This window comes from Thiomicrospira sp. ALE5 (assembly GCF_900112445.1).
GTDB lineage: Bacteria > Pseudomonadota > Gammaproteobacteria > Thiomicrospirales > Thiomicrospiraceae > Thiomicrospira.
The window spans coordinates 616,908-640,373 of record NZ_FOYY01000003.1; the positions used below are offsets into that span (position 1 = coordinate 616,908).

The window sequence follows — 23,466 nt, forward strand, 5'->3', positions numbered from 1 at the left end:
ACTAAGCCCTCCCGTTTACTTTCACCGCGGCGCGACCACGACTGGCAAATTTGGCTAGGCGTTTTTTTAACGGCGGCAGCGCTTGTAAGGCCATCAAACCCAAGCCTCGTAAATGACCCACTATAGGCGATGGATGTTGAAATACCCGTATCAGGCCATCGGTTAAACGCATCACTTGTTGATGATCAGCCAGTCGCGTAGATTCATAGTCGGCTAAGGCACTGGAAGACAGCTTATGATCGGCACTGATAGCCAAAAAATCACTGACATCGCGTAAGCCAAGATTTAAACCCTGGGCTGCAACTGGATGCTGGGTGTGACAGGCATTCCCCATCAGCAACATCCGCCCTTTAACTAGTTGTGTCGTGCGTCCTTCGGTGAGCGGGTAGGCCATGCGACTCGAAACACGGCTAAAACCACCCATTCTAACCCCCATCTGCTGGTAGAACTCAGCTAAAAAAGCCTCATCATTCAAAGCCGCTACGCGCGCTTTTTCAGCGTCGGGTACTACATAAACCAGCTTATGATCATGGCTATCAATAGGCAGCAAGGCAACTGGACCCTGCTGCGTAAAGCGCTCATAAGCCCAGCCTTGATGAGGCTCGCGACTGGTCGCTTGCGCTAAAAAAGCCCAGGCCTGGTAATGCGTTTTTTCAAACGCCACGCCCATCAATTCGCGCACTTTCGACTCGGTGCCATCGGCTCCGATCAGCATCTGCGCGCTAATCGTTGTTAAACCTGCAGGGGTTTCAATCATCACCGCTAAGCCCTGTTCTTCTTGAACTTCAGCGTCGGTTACCCGTGCCTGGTAATAGCCCTGAATTGTTGGTTCAGCTAACACCGCTTGCCATAATACGCGCCCTAAATCAGCGGCACGAATCGCATAACCCAGGGCGGCTAAACCAAGTTCTTCCGCATGGATTAGCGTCAAACCCAAGTAACCTTTTTGCGATACATGAATATGCTTAATGGGCGTACAACACGCCTTTAGCGCATCCCAAACACCCACCTGACGAAATAATTCGATAGAGCTAGCCGATAAGGCCAACATCCGGCCATCAAAGCTTTCACTTAAAACCTGTTGTGGCTCGGTCGGATCGACCAAACAGACCTGATGGCCCTGCTTCACCAAACCCAATGCCAAGCTTAAGCCTACTGGCCCGCCTCCGGCAATGACCATCGGCAAAGCCTGTGAAGCCTTTATTGACGATTCTGTTGCATCCATTGCTCTATCTCCTCACAAGATCGTGGTAGTCCAAGGTTCAAAACCTCGCACCCCTGCTCAGTCACCAACACATCATCTTCAATACGAATGCCGATACCCCGCCAACAAGCAGCTACTTCAGCCGCATCCTGATCGATATATAAACCAGGCTCCACGGTTACCAGCATCCCAGGCTGCAATTGAATCGATTGGCCTTGCAATTTGTAAGGCCCTACATCATGAACATCTAAGCCGAGCCAGTGTCCAGTACCATGCATAAAGTAGGCTTTGTAAGCCTGACTTTTGAGCAATTCTTCTAACTCACCCGTTAAGATACCTAGCTTTAACAATCCTTCGGTTATCACGCGTGCCGCCGTCTCATGCAGGGTGTCATAGGCAATACCAGGCTTGATCATCGCGATAACGGCTTGCTGCGCGGCTAACACCAACTCATAGAGTTGGCGTTGTGGCTCAATAAAGCGCCCAGATACTGGATAGGTATGACTAATATCACCCGCATAGCCCTGCCATTCAGCGCCTGCGTCAATCAGCACCAATTCACCCTCACTTAAGCAGGCCTGGTTCTCGGTGTAATGCAAAATACAAGCGCGCTCGCCACCTGCCACGATCGAGTTGAACGCCATGCGCCTTGCACCCAGCTGGTGCGCCTTGGCCTCCAAAGCAGCTTGCACCTGATACTCCTGCACACCTGGACGCGTGGCTTGCATCGCCGCTAAATGGGCCTGCACCGATAGTTGCGCCGCTTGACGCAACTGGACTATTTCGTAAGGGGATTTAATCAGCCGCAAGCCATGTAACCTGTCATCGGCATTAACAATTTGACTGGGCACTTGACCGCCCTGACGAACTTTGCGCTGGGCTTTCGCCATCCAATCTGGTAAATAAGGCGACCAATAATCCATCATACTGAAACTTATATGAATTTGGTCAGCAAAACCAACCAACTGAGCGAGCATCTCATCACGCTGCTCATGCGACCAGGCCTGCTGCACCTTTAGTTCGGCAACAGCGGCATCAACGCCTAAACGCCGACCCTGCCAACGTTCTTGCAGTGAGTCTTTTGGTCTAAGCCACAACCAGGCCTGAGATTGCGCTGTTTCATTGTGCGCTGTATCGTTGATTAGGTACTGGGTTTGCCATTCAGCGGGTAAACGTGCAATTAAATCTGCACTGACCAGCGCCAAAGTGGCATCAGGTTCATTGAATCCGGTTAAGTACCAAAAATCACTCTGGGGGCGAAAAGGAAAATCGACATCCCGATTACGAATCTGCTCTTGGCCGGCAAAAACCAACCAAATCGAGCAAGGCGGTAAAGATGCCAGTAACGCTTGACGTTGTGCGCAAGAAAACGCAATCTGAGATGGCTCAATATTCATATATAACCTAACTTAAGATGACCTCGTTTTAAATCAATGTTTTAATGCAATGTGACCGCTGCATCCGACGCTGCTTTGGCCGGTGCCTTGGTCGCCATTGGGTGCAGCTGATCATAAAACATCATCGCCGCCAAACGGGCAAATTCATAGAGTTGCATGTATTGTTCTTCAGCCATATCGTCAGCATCTTCTGGCGGCGCGACCATTGCCAATTCGCTCAAATCCTGAATCAATTCAGTCAGCTCGGTATTCAGTTCTGGTAATTGGCCAAGTCCTAAACCATGCAACACGCCTTCTGACCACAAACCTAAGTGATGAACACGTTGCGCTAAGCTGCTCGCATCATCGGGTAATAACAACTCTAATTCAAATGCATCACTATTAAGACCGAGTAGAGTTTGCTCATAAAGCTGATGCAAGTCATGCAGCCAACTTTCTTTGATTTTAGTTATCCCGGCTTCGGTCAAAAACTGCTTTAACCATAAAGCTTCGGTTAAACTGGTGTCAGCGCAAATTTGTCCAATCATTAAGCCTTGCACAAAGGCCGGCGACTCAAGCTGTGAAATCGGGGCGATCCATTGATGGTAGTGATCAAAATCTAACTTTGTACTCATTAAATAAACGTCTTTTGTTACAATTCAATAAACGATAAATAATAACATAGCATCTTATTTAGAATATGCTTGTTCATTCGTTCCTTTACTGGCGCTACCGAAATAGGTTGAAAATATGTCTCATGTCACGTTAACACTGCTTAATCACCATTTCGATGTACCCTGCACTGAAGAGGATCGTCCAACTCTTATTCAGGCAGCAACACTATTAGAAGATAAATTAGACCAAGTACCCCATTTAAAAGGTGAAAATAAAGTGCTGATGGTTGCGCTTAACCTATGTTACGACTATATCCGTCTTCGACAAGATACTTTAAGTTATTCCAATCACCTCGAAGAACAATTAGAGTCGCTGATGAAAAATATTGCGATGCAAGACCAGCCAGTCAGCGAAACCCACCAGTCCCTGGCTGAAAACTAATCCAAGGTTACCGTGATACCTAGCTTGCCATTACTAAAGACGCCTCATCTGCGGCTATTGATAGCATTTTGGTGTATTGCCTGTAGCTTTCTGGTCAGCCAGCCAGCGGTAGCGCATCCCGAACTAGAAGTACAAATTCGTTTTACTGATGCGCCAAATGCTGACATTGAGCGACGCCTACTGCAAGAACTCCGCTTAAATCTACTCAGTCACGATCAATTCCCGGCACAAACCGACTTTTTATTCAATCGCACTGAAAATGAGATCTTACAAATTTTACGCGGCCTGGGCTACTATCAAGCAACAGTAGCGTCTCAACTCAATCGTTTTGAGGGTCGCACACGTGCACGCTTTACCCTGACGCTTGGCGAGCCGGTACGAATTAAAGACTATCAACTCCGTATTCGCGGCGAGGGTCGGCGCTTAAATGTCTGGCGCGAATATCGTCAATTTAATCAACGTCTCACCGAGGGAGAAATATTTCGTCACGACCATTATATTAATACCCTCAGTGACCTTCGCACCCTAGCACACAATAATGGCTTTTTGGATGCGCAGTTTACTCAGCGTGAATTCCGGGTGAATCCTCATACTGGCGAAGTATTTATTAACATCGAGCTCAATACCGGCGAAGCCTATCAGTTTGGCCAAGTGCGTTTTACAGGCAGCGAACAACTGCATCCGCGCTTTATGCAAAGCTATGTGGAGTTCGAACCCGGACAACAGTTTGAACAAGCGCCTTTAACCGAATTGCAAACCCAGCTGGTATCTAGTCAATATTTTGGTATGGTGCGGATTAATCCTGATTTTGATCGCATTGTTGACCGGCGCATTCCTATTGATATTGAGGTTGAAGACAATCTTAAACACCGCTATACGGTCGGCTTAGGCTATGGTACCGATACGGGCGCGCGCTTAACCCTTGGCTTTCAGAATCGCCTACTTAATCGCTGGGGACACAATTACGAGTTTGAAAGCGTCGTCGGGCAGCAATCCCAGAATGCGACCTTTCGTTATCGCTTACCAGGTAAGCGCCCTGCGCTGCAGTATTGGAACGTAAATCTAGGGGTTGATGCAACTCAATCATCGGCCCTCAAACGAAATCGAACGCTTATATCCCCCGAATATGTCTTTCAAGTTACGCCCAAATTTCGCTTCAACCCATTTGTTTCGCTAGAAACGGAGAGCTTCAATTACGCTAATCAAGACACAGAGGTCATTCAATCATTATTGGGCGGGGTTAACCTGCAATACCGCTGGGTTAACCAAGAAGGCTATGTAAATAGTGGCTACAGACACTCTGCTAGTTTCAGAGTCAGTAGCGATCAATTTTTATCTAATGCCGATTTTCAACAAGTTGAACTAGGCAGCCGCGGCATTTATTCACCGCTGCCTTTTTTGCGTTTACATGGCCGGATTCAAGCCGCTTATACCTTTAGTGATGACTTACGTAAAATCCCGGCCACCTATCGCTATTTGCTAGGTGGAGAAACCTTACGTGGCTACGGCTTTGAAACGATTGGGATTCGCACGGAGCGCGGACTTGAGGGTGGCGCCAATATGGTACAAGGCTCGGTTGAAGCCGACTATCGTTTTAGTCGCTGGCTTGGCAGTGGCATTTTTGTTGATGCAGGACAAGTCTATGAAGACGTTCCAAAAGACCAGTATTTAGTGGGAGCCGGTTTTGGGGTTCGTGGTTTTACACCCATTGGCACCGCAAAACTCGATATCGCTTGGCCGCTTACTGAGCCAGAACGCGGCTATCGAATTCATTTCTCACTTGGCTTAGATTTATAGCGATGACGGCATGATTATAAATATCAAAAAAATCATCCTACGCGCCCTGTTAGCGCTGACAAGCTTTTTAGCGTCGGTCACTTTGATTCTAGCAGGCCTGCTAAGCTTAGCCATCTTGTGGGTCATTTCACATCCACAAGCACCCCAGACGTTATATAACTGGGCCAGTGAGTCACCGCTGCTGGCTGATTATTGGCCAGAGGGCTTAGTAATTGATAAACTTGAAGGCCCACTCTACCAAGGTATTTCCCTCCAAAACCTATACTACCCTCTTCCTTCAGCAGAACATGAGCTTGCAGGCACAGTCGCAATCAAGCAACTAGCGTTAAAGTGGCGTCCTCATCGCTTGCTCAATAAAGAACTTAATATCAAAGAACTGCTAATACTGGCACCACAAATTGCCATGATAGAACAAAAGCCATCAGAGTCAGCCACACCACTTGATTGGGAAGAACTGGCAAACTTGGCTTTTGATACCGAAGATGTTCATCAATTACTTACCCCCCTAAGCAGACTTGATTGGGACATCAAGCTGCAGCAACTTCGCGTCGATGATTTAACCTTCCAACAAGGCGAACAAGACTGGACGCTGGATAAAGCGCTAGTGGCACTCAAATGGCATCAACAAATGCTTACCCTTAATCAGTTAAATTTAACCGCTTATAATAGCCAGGTCGAACTTCATGGCCTGCTCCAGTACCATCACGCACAACACACTCGACTAGAGCTGCAAGGAAGACTACACCACTGGCAAAACTTTGCATGGCTCCCTTTAGAATTGAGTGAACAACTTAAAGGGATTAATACCCGCTTGCCTGCTATACAATTGAGTGCGCAACTCGAGGCTCAGCAACAACAAATCACGGCGCAATTGGCGCTAGAGGGACCACTTGATTTCAAGTGGCAACAACAGCTTGCTGGCAATGATCAAAACCTCGAATGGCACACACAACTTACCATCAACATCGATCAACAAAGCCCCTTAAGCGACCTTGAGTTACCGATTGAATTGCAATCACTTACGTTTAGTAGTCATGGCCAGGGCAGCTGGTTTGGTCAAACACTTGAAGCCCAGCAACAGCTTAGCATTCAAAGCCATAACCTACCTGAAATCGAGCTGGCAAACAGGATTGGATTGACCCCCAATGTGAACCAGCAAACGGAAATCAATACCCAAAGTGCCCTTACCCTTGAAGATCACGGCACCCTGCACCAGGTCATGTTGTGGAACCTTGACAATAAAACCGGCCATTTGCGCATTAATACGCGAGATTTTATGATCCCCGGCACGCTAAATAGCAACGAAAATGATGATAAGCAGGCCTGGAAACTCAACTTAGATAGTGGTATCCAGCTACTAGACTGGGAGGAACGCAGCTTAATTTTAGACATTAACCAACTTAAACTTGAAGGCCTAGCTGAGCCGTTAATGTTTAGTGGCCATGCGCTCAGCCGTCTTAGCCAGCCTGATCTTTATCAACTCGACTGGTTAACAAGCGAGCTTCGTTATGGCGATATTGATGGCCAATTTAAGCTAGCATTAAGTCTTGCTAAAGACCGCAGTCAGCTTATCCTCGACCAGCTAGGTTTATATTTAGGAGATAACCAACTTGAATTATCTGCCAGGGTTAGCGATGACCTCACTTTAGACTTACAGCTTAATGCCGCTCGCTTAGATCAATTTCACCCTGACCTTTCAGGTGAAGTGCAAGGCAAAGTAACATTGCATCAGCCTGCCAGAACAGATGACTGGTTGAAGCTAGTCGATTCAGCTCAATTAACTCAAACATGGCTAATTAATAATCTTGGCTGGCAGGACTGGCAACTTACCGAAGCTCAATTTACTACCGACGGGGATCTAGGTAACCTATTTAGCCATCAAATTGAGTTACGTTTAGCACACCTAGCAGAACAAACGGCCACCGCACCGATCATCGAGCAGCTCAGCTTTAGCCGTCAAGCCATCAATAAATCGACCCATGCTAGCCAAACCCAGAACCACCTGGTGTTGACGCAACCCGATTTATCATTGACATTAAGCCTCACCGACCACTGGTCAGAACCACTTAACCTAGACGCTTTAACTAATTGGTCAGCATGGCAAACGTCCGGCTTACAACCCCGATTTACGCTTGATGAATTGATACTCACTGCGCCAGTTGTTGGTACTTGGCAACTGGGTGAGCCTGCTCAGGGAAATTGGCAGGGGGTGCAGAAGGGGTTGACGCTGAGTCCGCTGTGTTTACAACAAGATAGCATGGCTTCTTTTTGTCTTCAAAGTGCACAACAACGCATTCAGTGGCAAGCGCAACATCTACCTTGGCAGGACTGGTTAGCGCCCTTCCAACCTGACAACATCACGCTACTAGGTGAATTTGCAATACAGGGACGGTTAGATTGGAACCTAACCCAATCACAGGGTAATCAGGCTCAAACACTTGATTGGAAGCTACACAACACGCTTAATTGGCCTTACTTTTTTATAAATGTACAAACACCCGAAGTAGCCCTTCCGCTCACCGTACTTAACTGGCGCAATGAGCTTAAAGCCTCGCCCAATCAACTCGATCTCACCAGCCAAGCCCAGCTCAATCAACATGGACAACTTGACAGCCAGATCAGCCTCACTAAAACAGCTAACCAGGCCTGGTCTGATGCGGGTTTAAGCGGTCACTTTTTAGTCGATATTATTGATCTCTACCTCGCTAAAGACTGGCAAAATATTATTACAATCCATCAACAAAACCTCAGTTTCAAGGCCGACTTAGACGGTACAGTGAACGCCCCGCAACTGAGTGCGAACCTTGGTTTAGCCTTGGATTTCGATTTGCCCTTACTTGGACTGAGTGAACAAAGTATCAGCATCGCCAGTGACATCACCTATCCTATCCCGGCAACCGAGCCATTATTAATCAGTGGCCGTTGGCTGCAACCCGACAATAACCAATTGGACTTAGCCATCACTTATGATCCAAGCTTGCTGACCCAGACCCCTGATGCGCCATCGGCCATGGCACCCATTTTCGTTCGACTCGATAGTGACAACTTCCAGTTATTGAACACCTCATTAGGTGATATCAACAGTCAAATTGGCATCCGGTTAAATTATCACCCTAATGTCATTCAAATTTTGGGGGGCGTGAAATTACAAAATACCCAGCTTAATCTGGCTCTTGAAACGGGGCAATCACGCACCGCGATCAGTGGCGATGAAATCCTGCTCGATGCACAGGGTAAGCCAATTGAAGTTGAGGATACCAACTTACCCATATTCTTAGACTTCACGGTCGGTTTTGGCGACAATGTACAGATTCGCGGACTCGATGCCCGGGTTTGGCTAGGCGGGGAACTGAACCTAGTTCAAACCCCGCAACAGCCTGAACTACGCGGTTTTGGTCAAGTCCGTATCGAGCGCGGCCGCTTAAATATTGACCGGCGTAATCGCATTGAAATTGATCCATCGGGTTTTTCTTTTAATGGTCCACTTGATAACCCGCGCCTTGATGTCAACCTATTCCGCGTCGTTGATCAAACCACGGCAAGATTGAATATAACGGGACAAGCTACAAGACCACAGTTTGTGTTCTATTCAACACCCACTCAATCGCAAGCAAGAATTGTTAATTTATTAATTTTCGGCCGCGCAGGTGATCTACAAAATGAACCAAACTACGAATCGCAAATGCTAACCGCACTCTACAAGCTGGGGCTACAAAACAATCTACCCATCCTTAATGATCTCACCCAAGGTTTAGGTATCGAGGATATTTACTTTGATGTTCAAGATCGAGAAGTGAGCAACTTGATTCTTGGTCGTGCGATTAACGAGCAAATATATATTAATTATGCCCACAATCTTTCTGGTGTAGGACAAAGTGCTGTTCAGTTATTTTTTAACCTGACACCCAACTGGCTAATCAAAAGTGAAAGTGGAGAACTGAGTAATGCCATCGACTTAATTTATCGACTTGAACGTTAGTCGGTAAAAACATGGCATGCTTGCTCGGTAATGCAAGCATCTAAGCTAATATCCCATGGCTGAGGGATTAGATAATCAACCTTCTGCAAGCTATGCGCCCAACCCACCAACCAGGGGCGCTGTGATGATGGCAAATCTGCAACACCGGCTAATAAGCGATCATAGTAGCCCCCGCCCATTCCTAACCTATTACCCCGGTTATCAAATGCAACCAAAGGCATTAAGACACACTGAATCTGCTCTAGAGCACAAATGGGTTGATGTCTATCAGGCTCTAATATCCCAAACCTATTCGGTTGTAAGGGCACCTGCCCATCCCATAGACCACAATGCATTTCTCCAGGACGACTGCCCAGAACAGGTAAGGCTAATTGCCAATCCGGTTCAGCTAGCACCCACTCCAAAACCTGCTGAGTGGCTAATTCACCATCAGCCGCAATAAAACCAAGCAACACCTTTTGAGTGACCGCATGAGATCGTCGATTAAGCCATGGCCAATAGTTTTGAAAATGTAACGACGCATCAGCTGCATGCTGTCTCTGAACATCTAAGCTAAGGTTTTGACGAGCCAAACGCATCATTTGACGAAGCTGAGAAAGGGAAAAACGCATAATTAACCATTAGAAAAGAGGGAGTGAAATGGGGCTGCGGTCCCTGAACCCGGAGGTTCAAGGTGGCAGCCTAGGCCATATGTTTAGGTTCCTCGGACATAAGCGAGGTACTCACCACAAATGGCATCTGGCCCCAAAGTAGTACTTATCGGCTCGAGGGTCTCGCGCCCCATTCCACAATTCCATATTACCACAGCTAATCATAAAAACACCACCTTAGCCGCAGGTAATAGGATTGAGTCTATTAATTAACCTTCAACAGTAAAATTTATCACTGCTGATTTAGATCATCGTTAAAAATTTAATTAGTATTTTTACTTAATTTTTATTAAAATAAAAACTAGCAATTTCACTTATTAATTTTAATCAATGGAGAAAGGTCATGACCAAGACTACTCGGATCACTCATGATAAACATCGCAGCAGATTACAACGCCAACGCGGTTTTTCGTTAATTGAAATCGCTATCGTACTGGTTATTATTGGTTTATTAATAACCGGCATTACCAAAGGCGCTGAACTCATCACCAATGCGCGAATCAATACGGCTGCTCAGGATGTCAATAACTATGCCGTGGCGCTAGTAAGCTATGAACAACGCTATGGCAATATTCTTACTCGCGCCCAATCTGACGGTAACGGCTGGCAAGCTGATAGCAATTGGCAAGAAAAAAGCCAGCTTCTACTCACTGAGTTAAGCGATACGGGTTTTATAACCCCCAAATCACAACATAACTTAGGCGGCCCCATTTACCTGGTCAAAAATGGTACAACTAGCGGCAGCCCCATCGGCACTCTAGGGAGCGCCGACCTTGCCAATAATGGCAGCAATAGCTTTAATTGGGCGTTATGCTATGGAGAAATCAATGACGACAGCCATATTAACCACCTTATTCGCCTTGTAGATGGCAATGAAACGCTTGGCAGCGGACGGGCGCGTCTTGTGCACAACACCACGCTGTTATCCAGTAGCGCAAGTGGTTTTACCGCAGATGACAACCATCGTACCGTCTGTTTTGAGATTTAATGCCTTTCACAATCTGGCAAGCGCTGTCCTAACGGAATACGTAGGGCAGCTACTCCATTCGCTTGGTTTACCAGTGACAACCCATAGCCATCGTAGTCGTTAATTTGCCACCCACACCACATCATGGGCAACACCGACCATTCATTGTTAATATTGACATACTGCTTATGTCCGTCCGCGACCACTCCGGAAAAAATCGCTGCCGGAATAGGTGTGGCCGAAATGAGCACTTTTGTCGCAGCCTTTGAATATTCGGCAAGGTGATCCGTTGGCACGCTGGACGATAACGCTTGGTGAGTATTATCCTGTTGTGTTAACAATGGCACAGACTTAGGCTGCGCCAAACCCTTTAACAGCGGCCACGTATCAATCTGCCAAGTACAGTTAATTGTGCCTTTAAACGCTTGACTATCCTGACCAACTGTTAGTACATGACCTTGGCTCTGCCAGCGACATTGCACAGGTAACAAACCAGGGTGAAACGGATGGTCTTGCCAGGCTAACCAGGCCTGGTAGTCAGACTGATCGTTGATGTGCAGCTGCTTGCGCAACTGATATCGCTGCCAATTGTAGGCAGGCTGTGATTGGGTGAGCTCAAGATCTGGCCAGGCCTGCTGATGTGCCTGCTGCCACTCGGTTAATGCGGCTGACCAATCATGGGCCGTAACACCCTGTTGCAACATACTGAGCCAGGGCTGCATGGCTTGCACCTTCTCTAACCACTGTTGATATTCGGCTTGCGCGACTAACTGCTGTTGATATTGAGCAGCGGCTTGCTGTTGGACATGCGCCTGATGATAGGCCAACCCCTGCCAACTAGCTAATAACGCTAAACCACTACTCAACAAAATGGTAACCGCCAGTGGTTTAGCCAAGGTCTTTAGGGCCATAATTGCCACGCCCAACTGACTGTAATCCTACTCTGCTGAGGGTCATGTAAACGCCCCAACTCAACCTCTAAACCTTGCAAATCCACTCTCCATTGCTCTAGTCGGCCTGTTAAAGATTGTTGATACGCAAAGTGATCTAAAATTTTGGTTAACTGATAACGCTGTGACCCCGCTAATTCAGCTTCAACCTGCCACTCCCAGTAGCCTGCAGGTTGCCAAGTCCACTGCAATTTTTGTACGCCCATGCCATAGTCAGTCAATTGTTGCCACATAGCTTCCGAAAGTTCATGCATGGATTGGGATTGGGATTGCCAGGCCTGGTAACGCTGTTTAATAGCCAGTAGCTCGCTCGTGATTTGCTGTTGTTGCAATTGAGTAAGAGACGGTTGAAGTGGAACAGGCTGAACGATCGGAGGCTGGGTTTGATGCCCCATCAAAACATGAGTAAGCCCAAACGAATCAAATGCAAACAAGGCCGCAAGCCATAACGTCAACCAAGTGGCTAAGAGGCCATTCAACTTGATCAGACGCCTGCGTCTTAGCCGAGTCAAATAATATTGAAACCAAGGTGCCAGCGCATAAATCGGTTTGACGCGTTTTAACCGAGTTAGCACCTTCGAATCATCGAATGCACAGCCGTGTGGCACAGCATGCGCTGCAACCGAAAACTCAGCCGCTGCTTCGCTATCAGCATTAGACACCACCCGATACCCATTTTGATCTATGCAAATTAAACAGGCAGGACCTTGGGCTGGCTGCAGCGATTGTTGTTGCAAATAATCCACAAAGCGTTGATCTTCAAACGACCAGTTTATTGCATCACGTTGATTAATCACTCGCCACCAGCAGGCCTGCTGCTGGTAATGTGCAAATTGTACCCACCGCTTAGGCGCCCATTCCAAATGCACCATCACCCAATCTGGCTTTGACAACTTAACCAATAATGATTGGATGGCACTTTGTGGCCACCAAGCCTGCCACCATTGATTAAAACCATACAATCCAATGCCGTGCTGACCATTAAGGTTGCTCAGATCTGCCTGGTGCGGCTCCCATTGTTGCTGCAAATACACTGCTTGCCCTTGCCAACGACGCATAATCGGTTGCGCATAGAAACGGCTATTAGCAGAATCTTTATGGCTAAAACGCGCGCGCCGCACAAGCGCACGAGACCAGAACCAGGCCTGCCATAGTGGCAATTTTGGTCGCATTTGCCACTGACATGATTCGTCACTACTCAACAGCACCACTAATGGTTTGCTATCAGATGTTAACTTATCAACTAAGCTAAACTCACGTCCATCAAACCAAGCTAAAGACACCTTAAACTTAAAAAACGACATGCGCCATCATCCCATAAACCGGACCTAGAATAGCCAGAATCATCCATACCACCACTCCCCCAAGCATCAGGGTCGTCATAGGTTCTATCCATGGCTCAAATCGATCCAATTGCTGCCTCGCTTGCGCTTCAAAATAGTCTGCAAGTTGCTGCATCACCGGTGCGAGCTGTCCGGTTTTTTCGGCTAAGTTTAATAACTTCTGGCTAAATCTAGGTAAGTCTAAATTTTTGGTAACAGCCTGCGGCATAGGTACACCTTGTGCTAGCTGCTCATGCAAGACTTGCAGCTGAGTTTTTCGCTTAGCTGAAGGACTATTAGCGATCATTTGCCCTACCGCATCGTGGAGCGTGGTGCCCGCTGCGAGCAACCAATGCAATTGACGCATTAAATAGGCTCGCTCAAGCGCCAAACTCACCCGCCCGATATAAGGGATACGCTTTGAACCGACTGATTTAACCCCTAACCAGGTTACTAGCCCAGTCACAACCACACCGGCCAGCAACAGCCAAGGCTGTTGTATCATCAAATTAGACAACCCATACATTAAACGCGTGGCTTGATTAATGGGTGCGTTCATATCAATTAAAAACCCAATCAAATCAGGCAGAACCCAAACCAACATGAAACCTAATACCAAGATTAAAATGCTCGAAGCAATTAGTGGGTAGGTCAACAGCTTTTTAAGCCGCCCTCGAAAGCCCTTGCGCCAATGCTGTAAGGCCAACCAATGACACAAAACATCTGCTAATTGAGCCGTTTGCATACCGAGCCTAATACTTAATAGCCAAGTGGGATCAAAACGTAAGCCTGATGCTTGCCAGGCCTGGTCAAGTGGCGTGCCTTCATTAAGCTGCCTAGCCACTTGCTGTAATGCTGAACCTAATACTGAATTTGCAGTGGTGGCGCTATCTTGTTGCCATTCCACAAGCGTTTGAATAGAGTCACTCACCGTCAATCCCGAGGCGAGTAAGGCCACCCAGTCTTCAGTCAGTTGCACGCAATTAAACTGTCCACCACGGCTTAACTTAATTCGATGCAGTAACCCTGGTAACCCTCGCTGTGTCGAGTCAAAATCCAATCGCCTCAACCTTATCAGCACGCTACCTTGCTGGTCTAGTAGCTGGCGTAAACTTGCTTCTGAGGGCATCATCCGCTCCTCGGTTTTCACCTGACCATCCGTTGTAGTAAAGGTAAACCGAAAATTAGGCATGCCCTACTCCTACCACCCGCTGCAACTCAGCCTGATCAGTACGTTGATTAGCCACTAATTGCGCACCGTGATCATAAAAATCCCCGATTTGTTGATCGGCTGGCCAACGTGAGACCATTTCAATTAAGACTTGCCGACCGGCATATTGACGAGACTCAACAGGATCAGATTGACTGGCCTGCTCAGCTACTAGGCACCGAACTAAACGCTGCGCCATCACCCCCACTAAACATTCATTCATCACCGTTTCACTGACCCCTAAGTCGATCAGCCGATAGCGTGCCTGGCTGGCACGGTCACAGTGCAAGGTAGATAACACCAAATGCCCAGTCATCGCGGCTTGAAATGCCAAACGAGCCGTTTCAGCATCACGAATTTCGCCGACTAAAATAATATCTGGGTCTTGACGCAAAATCGCCCGCAAACCCTGCTGAAAACTCACCCCAAACTCACTATTTACTTGGGTCTGGCGCAAACCGATTAGGCGATATTCAATCGGATCTTCCAGCGTCATAATATTGACACCCGGTTGATTAAGACTGGCTAACATGGCATACAAACTGGTCGTTTTGCCCGACCCGGTCGGCCCTACAACCAAAATCACCCCTGCCGGCTGGGCTAACCAACGACGCAAGGCCTGTTCGCGTGGAGCATCTAATCCCAATGCCGTCAAATCCAACACACTTTTCTGCTGATCCAAAACCCGTAACACCAGATTTTCGCCTTGTGACCCAGGTAAACTGCTTACCCTAAAATCAATCGCCTTGCCCAGCAACATCATCGCAAAACGTCCATCTTGCGGTCGACGCTGTTCAGTGACATCTAAACCACTTAGAATCTTGATACGCGCCAAAATGGGCAACCAAAGTACTTTTGGAATGTAGTGTTGTAGCACCAACAAACCATCAATTCGATAGCGCAACTGCACAAACGCCTGCTCTGGCTCAAAATGTAAATCAGATGCACTTTGTCTAACTGCCTCAGTCAACAAACTATCCACCAAACGCACAATCGGGTGACGAAAATCATCCTGATCATTAAGACTGGCCTGCTGCGGGGATAATTCGAGTGCCTCGTCAATCAACGCAGGAATCGCCCGCTGATATTGATAACTACGCGCAAGAAAATCGGCCAACTCATCACGGTTAATCAAGACCCAATTAAGCTGAAAAGATGGCAAACGAGCAGTACAGTAGTGTTCAATTTGGTCTTGAACCCAGAGATCATCAGGATTTACCACGCCTAAAGTCAGATTTTGCTGCTGCAATTTGATAGGCGCTGCTTGCCATTTACGCAACAATACCGGCTCAAACAGGGTTAAGGCTTCGGGATCTGGAACAAGTTGGTTGAGACTTAAATAACTTAACCCGAGTTGCTGGCCTTGATAAAAACTGGCCTGCTCCCGAGTTAAAAAGCCTAACTTAACACTATTATCGAGCAGGCTACCGCCTTGAAGCTGCTGTGCTTGCTCGGTCAGGGTCAACTGCGCATCATTAAGCACATGATGATTCAACAAATACGCCCGTTGTTGTTCATCGACTCGCATCATCAGCCCCTATAACGGTTGCCCGTAACAGTACCACCAACTCGGTCTTTGATTGACTGGCTTGCTGCAAACCAAATAAGCGCGCTAGCGGACTTGGTTGCCGCGACAAGCCATATAAACCAGATTGCTGCTCATCTTGACGTTGCTGAATTAAGCCACCAATCATAACGGTTTCCTGATCATCTAAGCGTAACAAGGTTTCCATTTCGCGCTCTTGAATCAAAGGCACAAAGTTTTTCACCCCCACGGCCGCTAAATCAGGGTTTGGATCTTGAACCTGGCCAATAATACGGGTTACACTTGGTCGTACATTTAGCAATACCTGCTGCTGCTCGGTCACCATCGGCTGAACATTTAAAATCAAGCCCACGGGTACCGAGTTTAAGTTTGATCCATAGGTCACTTCGGTCACATTCTGATTAGTCGTGCGCACAACACCAATGGTAAAATAAACAAAATTATCTACAACCTTAAGCATCGCCGGCTGATTGTTTAGCGCCATTACACGCGGACTAGATAGCACACTGACCTGACCAAAGTTTTCCAACCAACGCAATCCCAGCATTACATCTAAGCCCACCGCCCCTAAACTGGCACTAAATATACGATCATGACTGACTTGGCTTACACCGCTGCGATTTAACAAGCCATCCAAACTCCAATCAATACCCGTTTGATAGTCTTGCGATAAGGCCACTTCAGCAATCACCGCCTCAATTAGTACTTGTCGACTGGTTCTTGCTTGTAGCTGCACCAACCAATCTGCGACCTGTCGTTGTTGCTGATAACTGGCCAGTACCATGACCAGCCCTGATTCAGGTTGCGCGATTACCCGTTGAGACGGTGAGAATTCACTAGCAAAAGGATCATTAATTAATAATTGTGCAAGAAGACTGGCCAAGCTGCCCCAAATATCAGTATTGCTAGTTAGCTCCATACTGGATTGACTAGAATTTTGCGTTGCAGCCAGAAGACTCACTTGGCCAATATTAAGGTTCGTGACCAGTTTATCGACCTTTGAGCGCTGCAAATTAAGCAGGTCAACCGGATAGGCTTGCCAATACAACTGGTCAGGGCGTGCAATAATGCGCCGTTGTTGTAATAGCACTTGCAACCCACTCGCTACAGCGACACGATGTAACAGTTCATTTAAAGTTAGATTATCTGCCCTGACCGTAATGGTCGGCGCCTGATGAGGCCAGACTTCCAATTCTTTGTCTGCCATCCAAGCCAGTTTTTGAAGTACATCTTCTACAGACTGGTCTTGTAAATGCAAACTATATCTTGGACTGATTGGGGGTTCGATAGACCCCGCGAGATCGGCATTATCTGGAAGATTTTGCGTAGCGGGCAAGGCGTTAGGCAACTTAAGCTCAGCGTCTAAGCTGTGACTAGGCGTCGTGTTACAACCGGTGAGCAGCCATAGGCTTAGGCTAGCGATACCACAAAAATAAATGAAATGACTTTGATGGAACACAAAATAAACCCCTATAAAACTACCTATTAATTATACGTAATTTTTTAAGGGGTGTGTGTAAATATAACTAAAATTACTTACTATATTACTTTAGAAAAACGATTAGTGGTGCCCGGTTTAATATAGGCATCAAACGCCATACAGATATTACGAATCAATAACCGGCCTTTAGCGGTGATATAAATATCCTGCGCATCCAGCGTCAGTAAGCCGTCTTCGGCGAACTGTTGTACCGCCACCAATTCTTTAGCAAAGTATTCGTCAAAACGAATACCCCATTGCTGATTCACCGTTTCAAAATTCAGATGAAAATGGCTGATTAACCGCGTTATCACATCACGGCGTAACTCGTCATCTTCAGTTAAATGCACGCCACGGAAAATTGCCAATTCGCCCGCATCAATCGCGGCATAATAGTCATCCAAGGTTTTACGGTTCTGTGAATAGGTGTTATCAATTAAACCAATCGAAGTCGCGCCCATGCCAATCAAATCGCAATCGGCGTGAGTGGAATAGCCTTGGAAGTTGCGATACAGCGTTTCATTCCGTTGTGCGACTGCCAGCTCGTCATCTGGCTTAGCAAAGTGATCCATGCCAATATACACATAACCCGCTTGCAATAAACGTTCGGTGGTCGCCTGCAAAATCGCCAGTTTTTGATCCGGGCTCGGCATGTCTTCTTCACGCATTTTTTTCTGCGTTGGGAACATGCTGGGCATGTGCGCATAGTTAAAAATCGAGAAGCGATCCGGTTCGACTGCTAATAATTTATCCAGCGTTTGCAAAAAACTGTCTTGGGTTTGAAACGGCAAACCATAAATCAAATCGACATTGACCGATAAAAAGCCTTCCGCTCTTGCTGCATTCAATACAGTAAAAGTTTCTTCTTCACTCTGAATACGATTGACCGCTTTTTGAACTTTCGGATCAAAATCCTGCACCCCTAAACTCATGCGGTTAAAGCCGAGTTCACGCAGAAGTTTAATCGTTTCGGCAGTGGCTTCACGCGGGTCGATTTCAATCGAATATTCGCCGCTGTCGTCATCGTACAAATTGAAATGTTCGCGGGTTTTCGCCATTAACTGACGCATTTCATCGTGATTGATAAACGTTGGCGTACCGCCGCCCCAATGTAATTGTTCCACTTTGCGATTCGGATCAAACAACTTGGCTTGCAATTCGATTTCTTTAAACAGACGCTCTAAATAGGGCGTGGTTTTTTTACGGTCGCGGGTCCATTCTTTATTGCAGGCGCAATAAAAACAAATCGTATCGCAAAACGGAATATGAAAATACAACGACAGCCCGCGCCCGGATGCGTTAGAACGCGCGGCGGCGGCTTCATAATCGGCAATACCGAATGACTCGTCAAACTGCACTGCGGTCGGATAGGAGGTATAACGCGGCCCGCTTTGGTTATAACGTTTAATTAAGTCCGCATCAAATTGAATTCCTTGTTCCACACTCGTCCCCTATAATTTTGGGTTATTCGGTTCTGTTTACCACAGCATTGTGCAGTTTGCGCATGACTTTAATAAAACCATCTCGCCTATTAAATAGTTTAGGGAGTTGGTCTTGTGCAGCAGACTGCTGTCCCTTTTGGCATAGTTTAATAAGTTCAGCTGCCTTGAATAGTAACTCACTGTGCACTTGCTTTAACTCATGGTAGATTTGGTCATGTTTTAAGCTGTAATGACCAAGCCATTTACCAAGATCACACTGTTTCGAATTTACTTCAGGCGCCGCTTCGTGCTTACCCATTATGTAAGCTTCGACTTGATCAACACATAAACGATGAATCACTTCAGTACGCAATAAATTGGTATCCCCTCGGCCAAACATTGCTTGATTATGCACTAGTGCAAAAGGTTTTACTTGCCATTGGGCTTGCCAAACCATCAATGCCCCAGCATCCATTGGACGGGCTATACCGTATCCTTGCGCAAAATCACAACCTAATAGTAATAAAATATCAGCATGATCAACTGTCTCCACACCTTCGGCAATAACTTGTCGATTAAATACGCGACAAAGACTGATTACACCACTCACAATAGACAAATCATTCGGATTTTGCAGCATTTTGCGGACAAAGCTTTGATCGACCTTAATTTTATCGACGGGCAAATCTCGTAAATACTGTAAAGATGAATAACCTGTGCCAAAATCATCCAATGCAAAACTTATGCCTAATCTATGACACTGGCCAATCACTGCAATGACGTGCTCCATATCTTCCAATGCACTGGTTTCAAGCACCTCAATCTCCAAATAGGACGCTAATTCAGTGCCATATTCTTTAAGCCGTTTTGCCAAGTTCGACACAAAACTGACTTTTTGTAGAGAACGTGAAGTGATATTGATACTCAATTGCCATTCAAGCCCTATTGAACGCCACGCACTCAATTGATTAAGCGCCTGACCTATCACCCATTGATCCAAGGTTTCTGACAAATAACTTCGCTCAATAAAGGGTAAAAAGCTATCGGGCATAACCAAACCTTTTTGAGGGTGATGCCAACGGATTAAAGCTTCTGCCCCAACAATTTCACCCGTGCGCATATTGATCTTAGGTTGATAAAAAAGTTCAAGCTCACCCTCTTTAAAGCCATTTTCAACTTCCAACCAAATGCGACGATAAAGTTTAGTTTCTCGATCCTCATCTAAATCAAAAAACCTTATAAAACCCACGCCAGCCTGTTTAGCTTGATACATGGCTAAATCAGCGTGCCGAATTAGCTGCTCTGCTTCACTTTGATTTTCAGGGGTGAGGGTGACTCCAATACTAGCAGACAACTCAAGCAGCACATCTTGGCTGTAACCCACTTCGCTAATAGAACGCTGCACTCTGTTTAAAAGATTATTAAGCAAATGCTCATTTTTAAGGTGACTAATCACCGCAACAAATTCATCACCGCCTACCCGCGATACGATCGCATGCTCTCCTAAGGTTGTTTTGAGTGCCTGGGCTGTTTGAATCAGGACTTTGTCACCTACTTCGTGACCGAATTTATCATTAATGGTCTTAAAGCCATCTAAGTCAATGAACAACACCGCAACCATATCGCTATTGGCCTGCGCGTTTTTTAGCACCACCTCTAAATGTTTGGTTAACTGCAAACGATTAGGCAGACCTGTTAATGCATCATAATGTAATAACTTATTAAGCTCTTGTTCATGCGTAACGAGACTGGTAATGTCAGACTGAATCGCCATAAAGCCCAGTTTTGGATGATCCAGCGAAGCCAAATTAATAATAGAGGTTTTTTGCAAATAGGCTTCGCCAGGCTTGTTACGGTTCCAAAGTCGCCCCTCCCAAAAGCCTTGTTGATTAATGGCATCCCAGACCTTTTGATAAAAACCGGCATCTTGCATACCCGAACTCAAGACATTGGGGTTTTTATTCACCACTTCTGCAAACTCATAACCGGTGATTTTGCTAAACGCTGGGTTGGTTCTAACAATATTTTTTTCTTTATCAGTAAGCACAACCCCTTCCCGCAAACGCTCAAATAAAACCTCATACACGCGCTGGTCGGCTTTTATTTTCACGAGGTGACGACGCTGCCAGATCAATCCTGCAACCGCCAAGATTAGTAACAAAAAAGTTATAACGAACAAGGTGATTAACATGGTCAACCCCCAACCTTTTGTAACAACCAGGCCTGGTGAATTTTCGGGCTGCGTTTAAAATCTTCCGGCAGGGTTTTACGGGTGATATCTTCAATCTGCCAGTCACTTAACGCCTCGGTATCAAGTTTAAATTTCTGCATATTATTGGAAAACACCAATACGCCATCCGCCGCCAATAATGCACCGGCTTGTTTTATCAGCTCAACATGATCACGTTGAATATCCAATACGCCTTCCATTCGCTTGGAAGTTGAAAATGAAGGCGGATCAAGGAAAATCACATCAAACGGCGCCATTTCGGGCGGATTTTTTAGCCAAGCGACCACATCTTCTTGTAGCAATTGATGATGGTGCAAATCAATATTATTGGTCATAAAATTATGCTTCGCCCAATAAAGATAGGTTTTCGACATATCGACACTGAGCGAGTTTTTAGCACCCGCCACCGCCGCTTGTGCGGTCGCGGTGGCGGTATAACAAAACAGGTTCAATAAATCCTTGCCCTTCGCGAGCTTGGCGACCAGGGCGCGCACATCGCGGTGATCTAAAAATAAACCGGTATCTAAGTAATCGGTAAAGTTAACCCGCACCTTGGTGTCGTTTTCGATAATCGTAAAATAATCTTTGCGCTCTTCGAGCTTCTCGTATTGGCTTGTACCTTTTTGTTTTTGGCGAACCTTATACACCACTTTTTCAGCGGTTATGCCAAACACCTCTGGCAAGACCGCCATCGCCTCATACAAACGACGCTTGGCTTTCGCCGCATTCACCGTTTTCGGTGCGGCATACTCATTCACCACCAACCATTCACCGGCTTCAAGCGTATGGTAATAATCAATCGCCAAGGCATATTCTGGCATATCGGCATCATAGACCCGATAGGCCAACACCTTATTACGGTCGGCCCATTTACGCAGAGTTTTTAAGTTCTTGCGCAACCGATTGGCAAACATCTGCGCACCTTCGGTGTTTGCTAAGTCGGCCATCGACATTTCGACTTCTGAAGCTAAATCTGCCCCCGCTTTTAACGCAGGTTGGCGGAAAAATTCTTCTTCAACCTCAAAACGGAATAGCTTACACTCCATTGCACCATTAAAAAATGCATGATCACGTTTGGCTTTTAAACCTAAATAGAGGCCCAATTCCTTGTTACAGGTCAACACCGCTGCTTGCCAGCCAACAAACTGACGCTTTAAGGTTTCACCGATTTGCACATACAAGGCTTTAACTTCATCTTCTTCGCCTAGGCGTTCGCCGTAAGGAGGGTTGGTCACCACCAGGCCTTTTCGACCTACTGCGACCTCTGTATCAAACGCATGTTCACCCAATTTGGCGACGTTCACCTCAATCACATCGGCATAACCGGCTTGCTGCACTGCTTGGCGGGCAATTTTTACCGCACCGGGATGGGCATCCGAGCCATAGATTTTTGGAATCTTCACCAGGCCTGCAGCTTCACGTTGCACCGCATCCTTAACCAAGCCATCCCAAATCTCACGCTGATGACCTAACCAGGATAAAAAGCCCATATCTTGCGCCTTAGCCAGGCCTGGTGCAGTATCTGATGCAATCATGGCCGCTTCAATTAAAAACGTACCCGAACCGCACATCGGATCAAATAACGGTGCACCCTGCGCGGCCAGCTCTGGCCAACCGGCGCGAATCAAAATCGCCGCTGCGACGTTTTCTTTTAACGGCGCTTTGACTTGCTGACCTTCACGATAACCTCGCTGGTGCAAACTATGACCGGACAAATCTAAACTCAAGGTGAATTGATTACGGTTTAAATGGCCGTGCAATTGAATATCGGGATAATCACGGTCTACTGCCGGGCGATGGCCGGTGTTATCGCGAAAATAATCGACCAGCGCATCCTTGATTTTTAACGCGCCAAAGTGGGTATGATCAATTCCCATACCCTTGCCGGTAAACGAAATCGCAAAACTATGATCTGCGGTCATGTGCTTGGACCAATCGAGCGCACGAACACTGGCATACAGATCCTCTTGGGTATCCAGCTCAGTTTCCAACAACACTAGATACACATGATTGGCCAAGCGCGACCATAAACAGGCACGATAACCATCGACCAACCCGCCCTCGAAGCTGACGCCGCGTGGTTGTGCTTTGACAGCTTGCGCGCCTAAGGCCTGTAACTCTTCTTTTAATAACTCAGATAACCCGTTTGGCGCGGTCGCAAAAAATTTCATTTACCCTACTTAACTTTCAATGATTGACAAACTTGTGTTAATTTTACCTTTTTTGGCTTTGGCTTTCGTTAGAATAAGCGTCATTACCAATTAAAATTTGTGATTAA

The 23,466-nt window shown here is 46.6% G+C and carries 16 protein-coding genes; 4 read left to right on the plus strand and 12 right to left on the minus strand.

The features are described from left to right. Position 1: 1 nt before the first annotated feature. Genes BM293_RS03200 through BM293_RS03210 form a run of 3 tightly spaced genes read right to left on the minus strand, consistent with a single transcriptional unit; the run spans position 2 to position 3,215 of the window. Positions 2-1,225: an FAD-dependent monooxygenase gene (locus BM293_RS03200; RefSeq protein WP_093446763.1), complete on the minus strand. Its 1,224-nt coding sequence runs from the start codon at positions 1,223-1,225 to the stop codon at positions 2-4. Then, positions 1,201-2,601 carry an aminopeptidase P N-terminal domain-containing protein gene (locus tag BM293_RS03205; RefSeq protein ID WP_093446764.1) on the minus strand — a complete coding sequence of 467 codons (1,401 nt, stop codon included), beginning with the start codon at positions 2,599-2,601 and terminating at the stop codon, positions 1,201-1,203. The genes BM293_RS03200 and BM293_RS03205 overlap by 25 nt, the downstream gene beginning before the upstream one ends. 41 nt (positions 2,602-2,642) lie before the next feature. Next, a complete protein-coding gene (locus tag BM293_RS03210) occupies positions 2,643-3,215 on the minus strand; it encodes a UPF0149 family protein (RefSeq protein WP_093446766.1) in 573 nt (190 codons plus the stop codon). Positions 3,216-3,330: 115 nt separating this feature from the next. Between BM293_RS03210 and BM293_RS03215 the strand changes: the two genes are divergently transcribed. The 3 genes from BM293_RS03215 to BM293_RS03225 are packed head-to-tail and all read left to right on the plus strand — an operon-like array spanning position 3,331 to position 9,412. Beyond that, a complete protein-coding gene (locus tag BM293_RS03215) occupies positions 3,331-3,636 on the plus strand; it encodes a cell division protein ZapA (RefSeq protein WP_093446767.1) in 306 nt (101 codons plus the stop codon). Positions 3,637-3,693: 57 nt separating this feature from the next. Next, the gene (locus BM293_RS03220; protein ID WP_234968875.1) at positions 3,694-5,433 is read left to right on the plus strand and encodes an autotransporter assembly complex protein TamA; all 1,740 of its coding nucleotides are present in this window, start codon (positions 3,694-3,696) and stop codon (positions 5,431-5,433) included. Positions 5,434-5,443: 10 nt separating this feature from the next. After that, on the plus strand, positions 5,444-9,412 hold the full coding sequence (locus tag BM293_RS03225; protein WP_093446769.1) for a translocation/assembly module TamB domain-containing protein: 3,969 nt from the start codon (positions 5,444-5,446) through the stop codon (positions 9,410-9,412). On the opposite strand, the gene BM293_RS03230 is transcribed toward BM293_RS03225, so the two are convergent. Then, on the minus strand, positions 9,409-10,023 hold the full coding sequence (locus BM293_RS03230) for a 5-formyltetrahydrofolate cyclo-ligase (protein ID WP_093446770.1): 615 nt from the start codon (positions 10,021-10,023) through the stop codon (positions 9,409-9,411). The genes BM293_RS03225 and BM293_RS03230 overlap by 4 nt on opposite strands. A gap of 382 nt (positions 10,024-10,405) precedes the next feature. On the opposite strand from BM293_RS03230, the gene BM293_RS03235 reads away from it, so the two are divergent. Next, complete coding sequence (locus tag BM293_RS03235) at positions 10,406-11,050, plus strand: type II secretion system protein (RefSeq protein ID WP_093446772.1); 645 nt, start codon at positions 10,406-10,408, stop codon at positions 11,048-11,050. On the opposite strand, the gene BM293_RS03240 is transcribed toward BM293_RS03235, so the two are convergent. From BM293_RS03240 to rlmKL, 8 genes are all read right to left on the minus strand, one after another. After that, positions 11,047-11,940, minus strand: a complete 894-nt coding sequence (locus BM293_RS03240; RefSeq protein ID WP_093446773.1) for a hypothetical protein — start codon at positions 11,938-11,940, stop codon at positions 11,047-11,049. The genes BM293_RS03235 and BM293_RS03240 overlap by 4 nt on opposite strands. Continuing rightward, the gene (locus tag BM293_RS03245; protein ID WP_093446775.1) at positions 11,931-13,283 is read right to left on the minus strand and encodes a hypothetical protein; all 1,353 of its coding nucleotides are present in this window, start codon (positions 13,281-13,283) and stop codon (positions 11,931-11,933) included. Before BM293_RS03245 ends, BM293_RS03240 begins: the two co-directional genes overlap by 10 nt. Beyond that, positions 13,270-14,493, minus strand: a complete 1,224-nt coding sequence (locus BM293_RS03250) for a type II secretion system F family protein (protein WP_093446776.1) — start codon at positions 14,491-14,493, stop codon at positions 13,270-13,272. Before BM293_RS03250 ends, BM293_RS03245 begins: the two co-directional genes overlap by 14 nt. Continuing rightward, positions 14,486-16,042: a GspE/PulE family protein gene (locus BM293_RS03255; protein ID WP_093446778.1), complete on the minus strand. Its 1,557-nt coding sequence runs from the start codon at positions 16,040-16,042 to the stop codon at positions 14,486-14,488. The genes BM293_RS03250 and BM293_RS03255 overlap by 8 nt, the downstream gene beginning before the upstream one ends. Next, a complete protein-coding gene (locus tag BM293_RS03260; protein WP_093446779.1) occupies positions 16,026-17,516 on the minus strand; it encodes a type II secretion system protein GspD in 1,491 nt (496 codons plus the stop codon). Before BM293_RS03260 ends, BM293_RS03255 begins: the two co-directional genes overlap by 17 nt. An 80-nt stretch (positions 17,517-17,596) precedes the next feature. Then, positions 17,597-18,979, minus strand: a complete 1,383-nt coding sequence (gene hemN / locus BM293_RS03265; RefSeq protein ID WP_093446781.1) for an oxygen-independent coproporphyrinogen III oxidase — start codon at positions 18,977-18,979, stop codon at positions 17,597-17,599. 22 nt (positions 18,980-19,001) lie between these two features. Next, on the minus strand, positions 19,002-21,119 hold the full coding sequence (locus BM293_RS03270; protein WP_234968876.1) for an EAL domain-containing protein: 2,118 nt from the start codon (positions 21,117-21,119) through the stop codon (positions 19,002-19,004). 32 nt (positions 21,120-21,151) lie between these two features. Continuing rightward, on the minus strand, positions 21,152-23,359 hold the full coding sequence (gene rlmKL, locus BM293_RS03275) for a bifunctional 23S rRNA (guanine(2069)-N(7))-methyltransferase RlmK/23S rRNA (guanine(2445)-N(2))-methyltransferase RlmL (protein WP_093446784.1): 2,208 nt from the start codon (positions 23,357-23,359) through the stop codon (positions 21,152-21,154). Positions 23,360-23,466 lie beyond the last annotated feature (107 nt).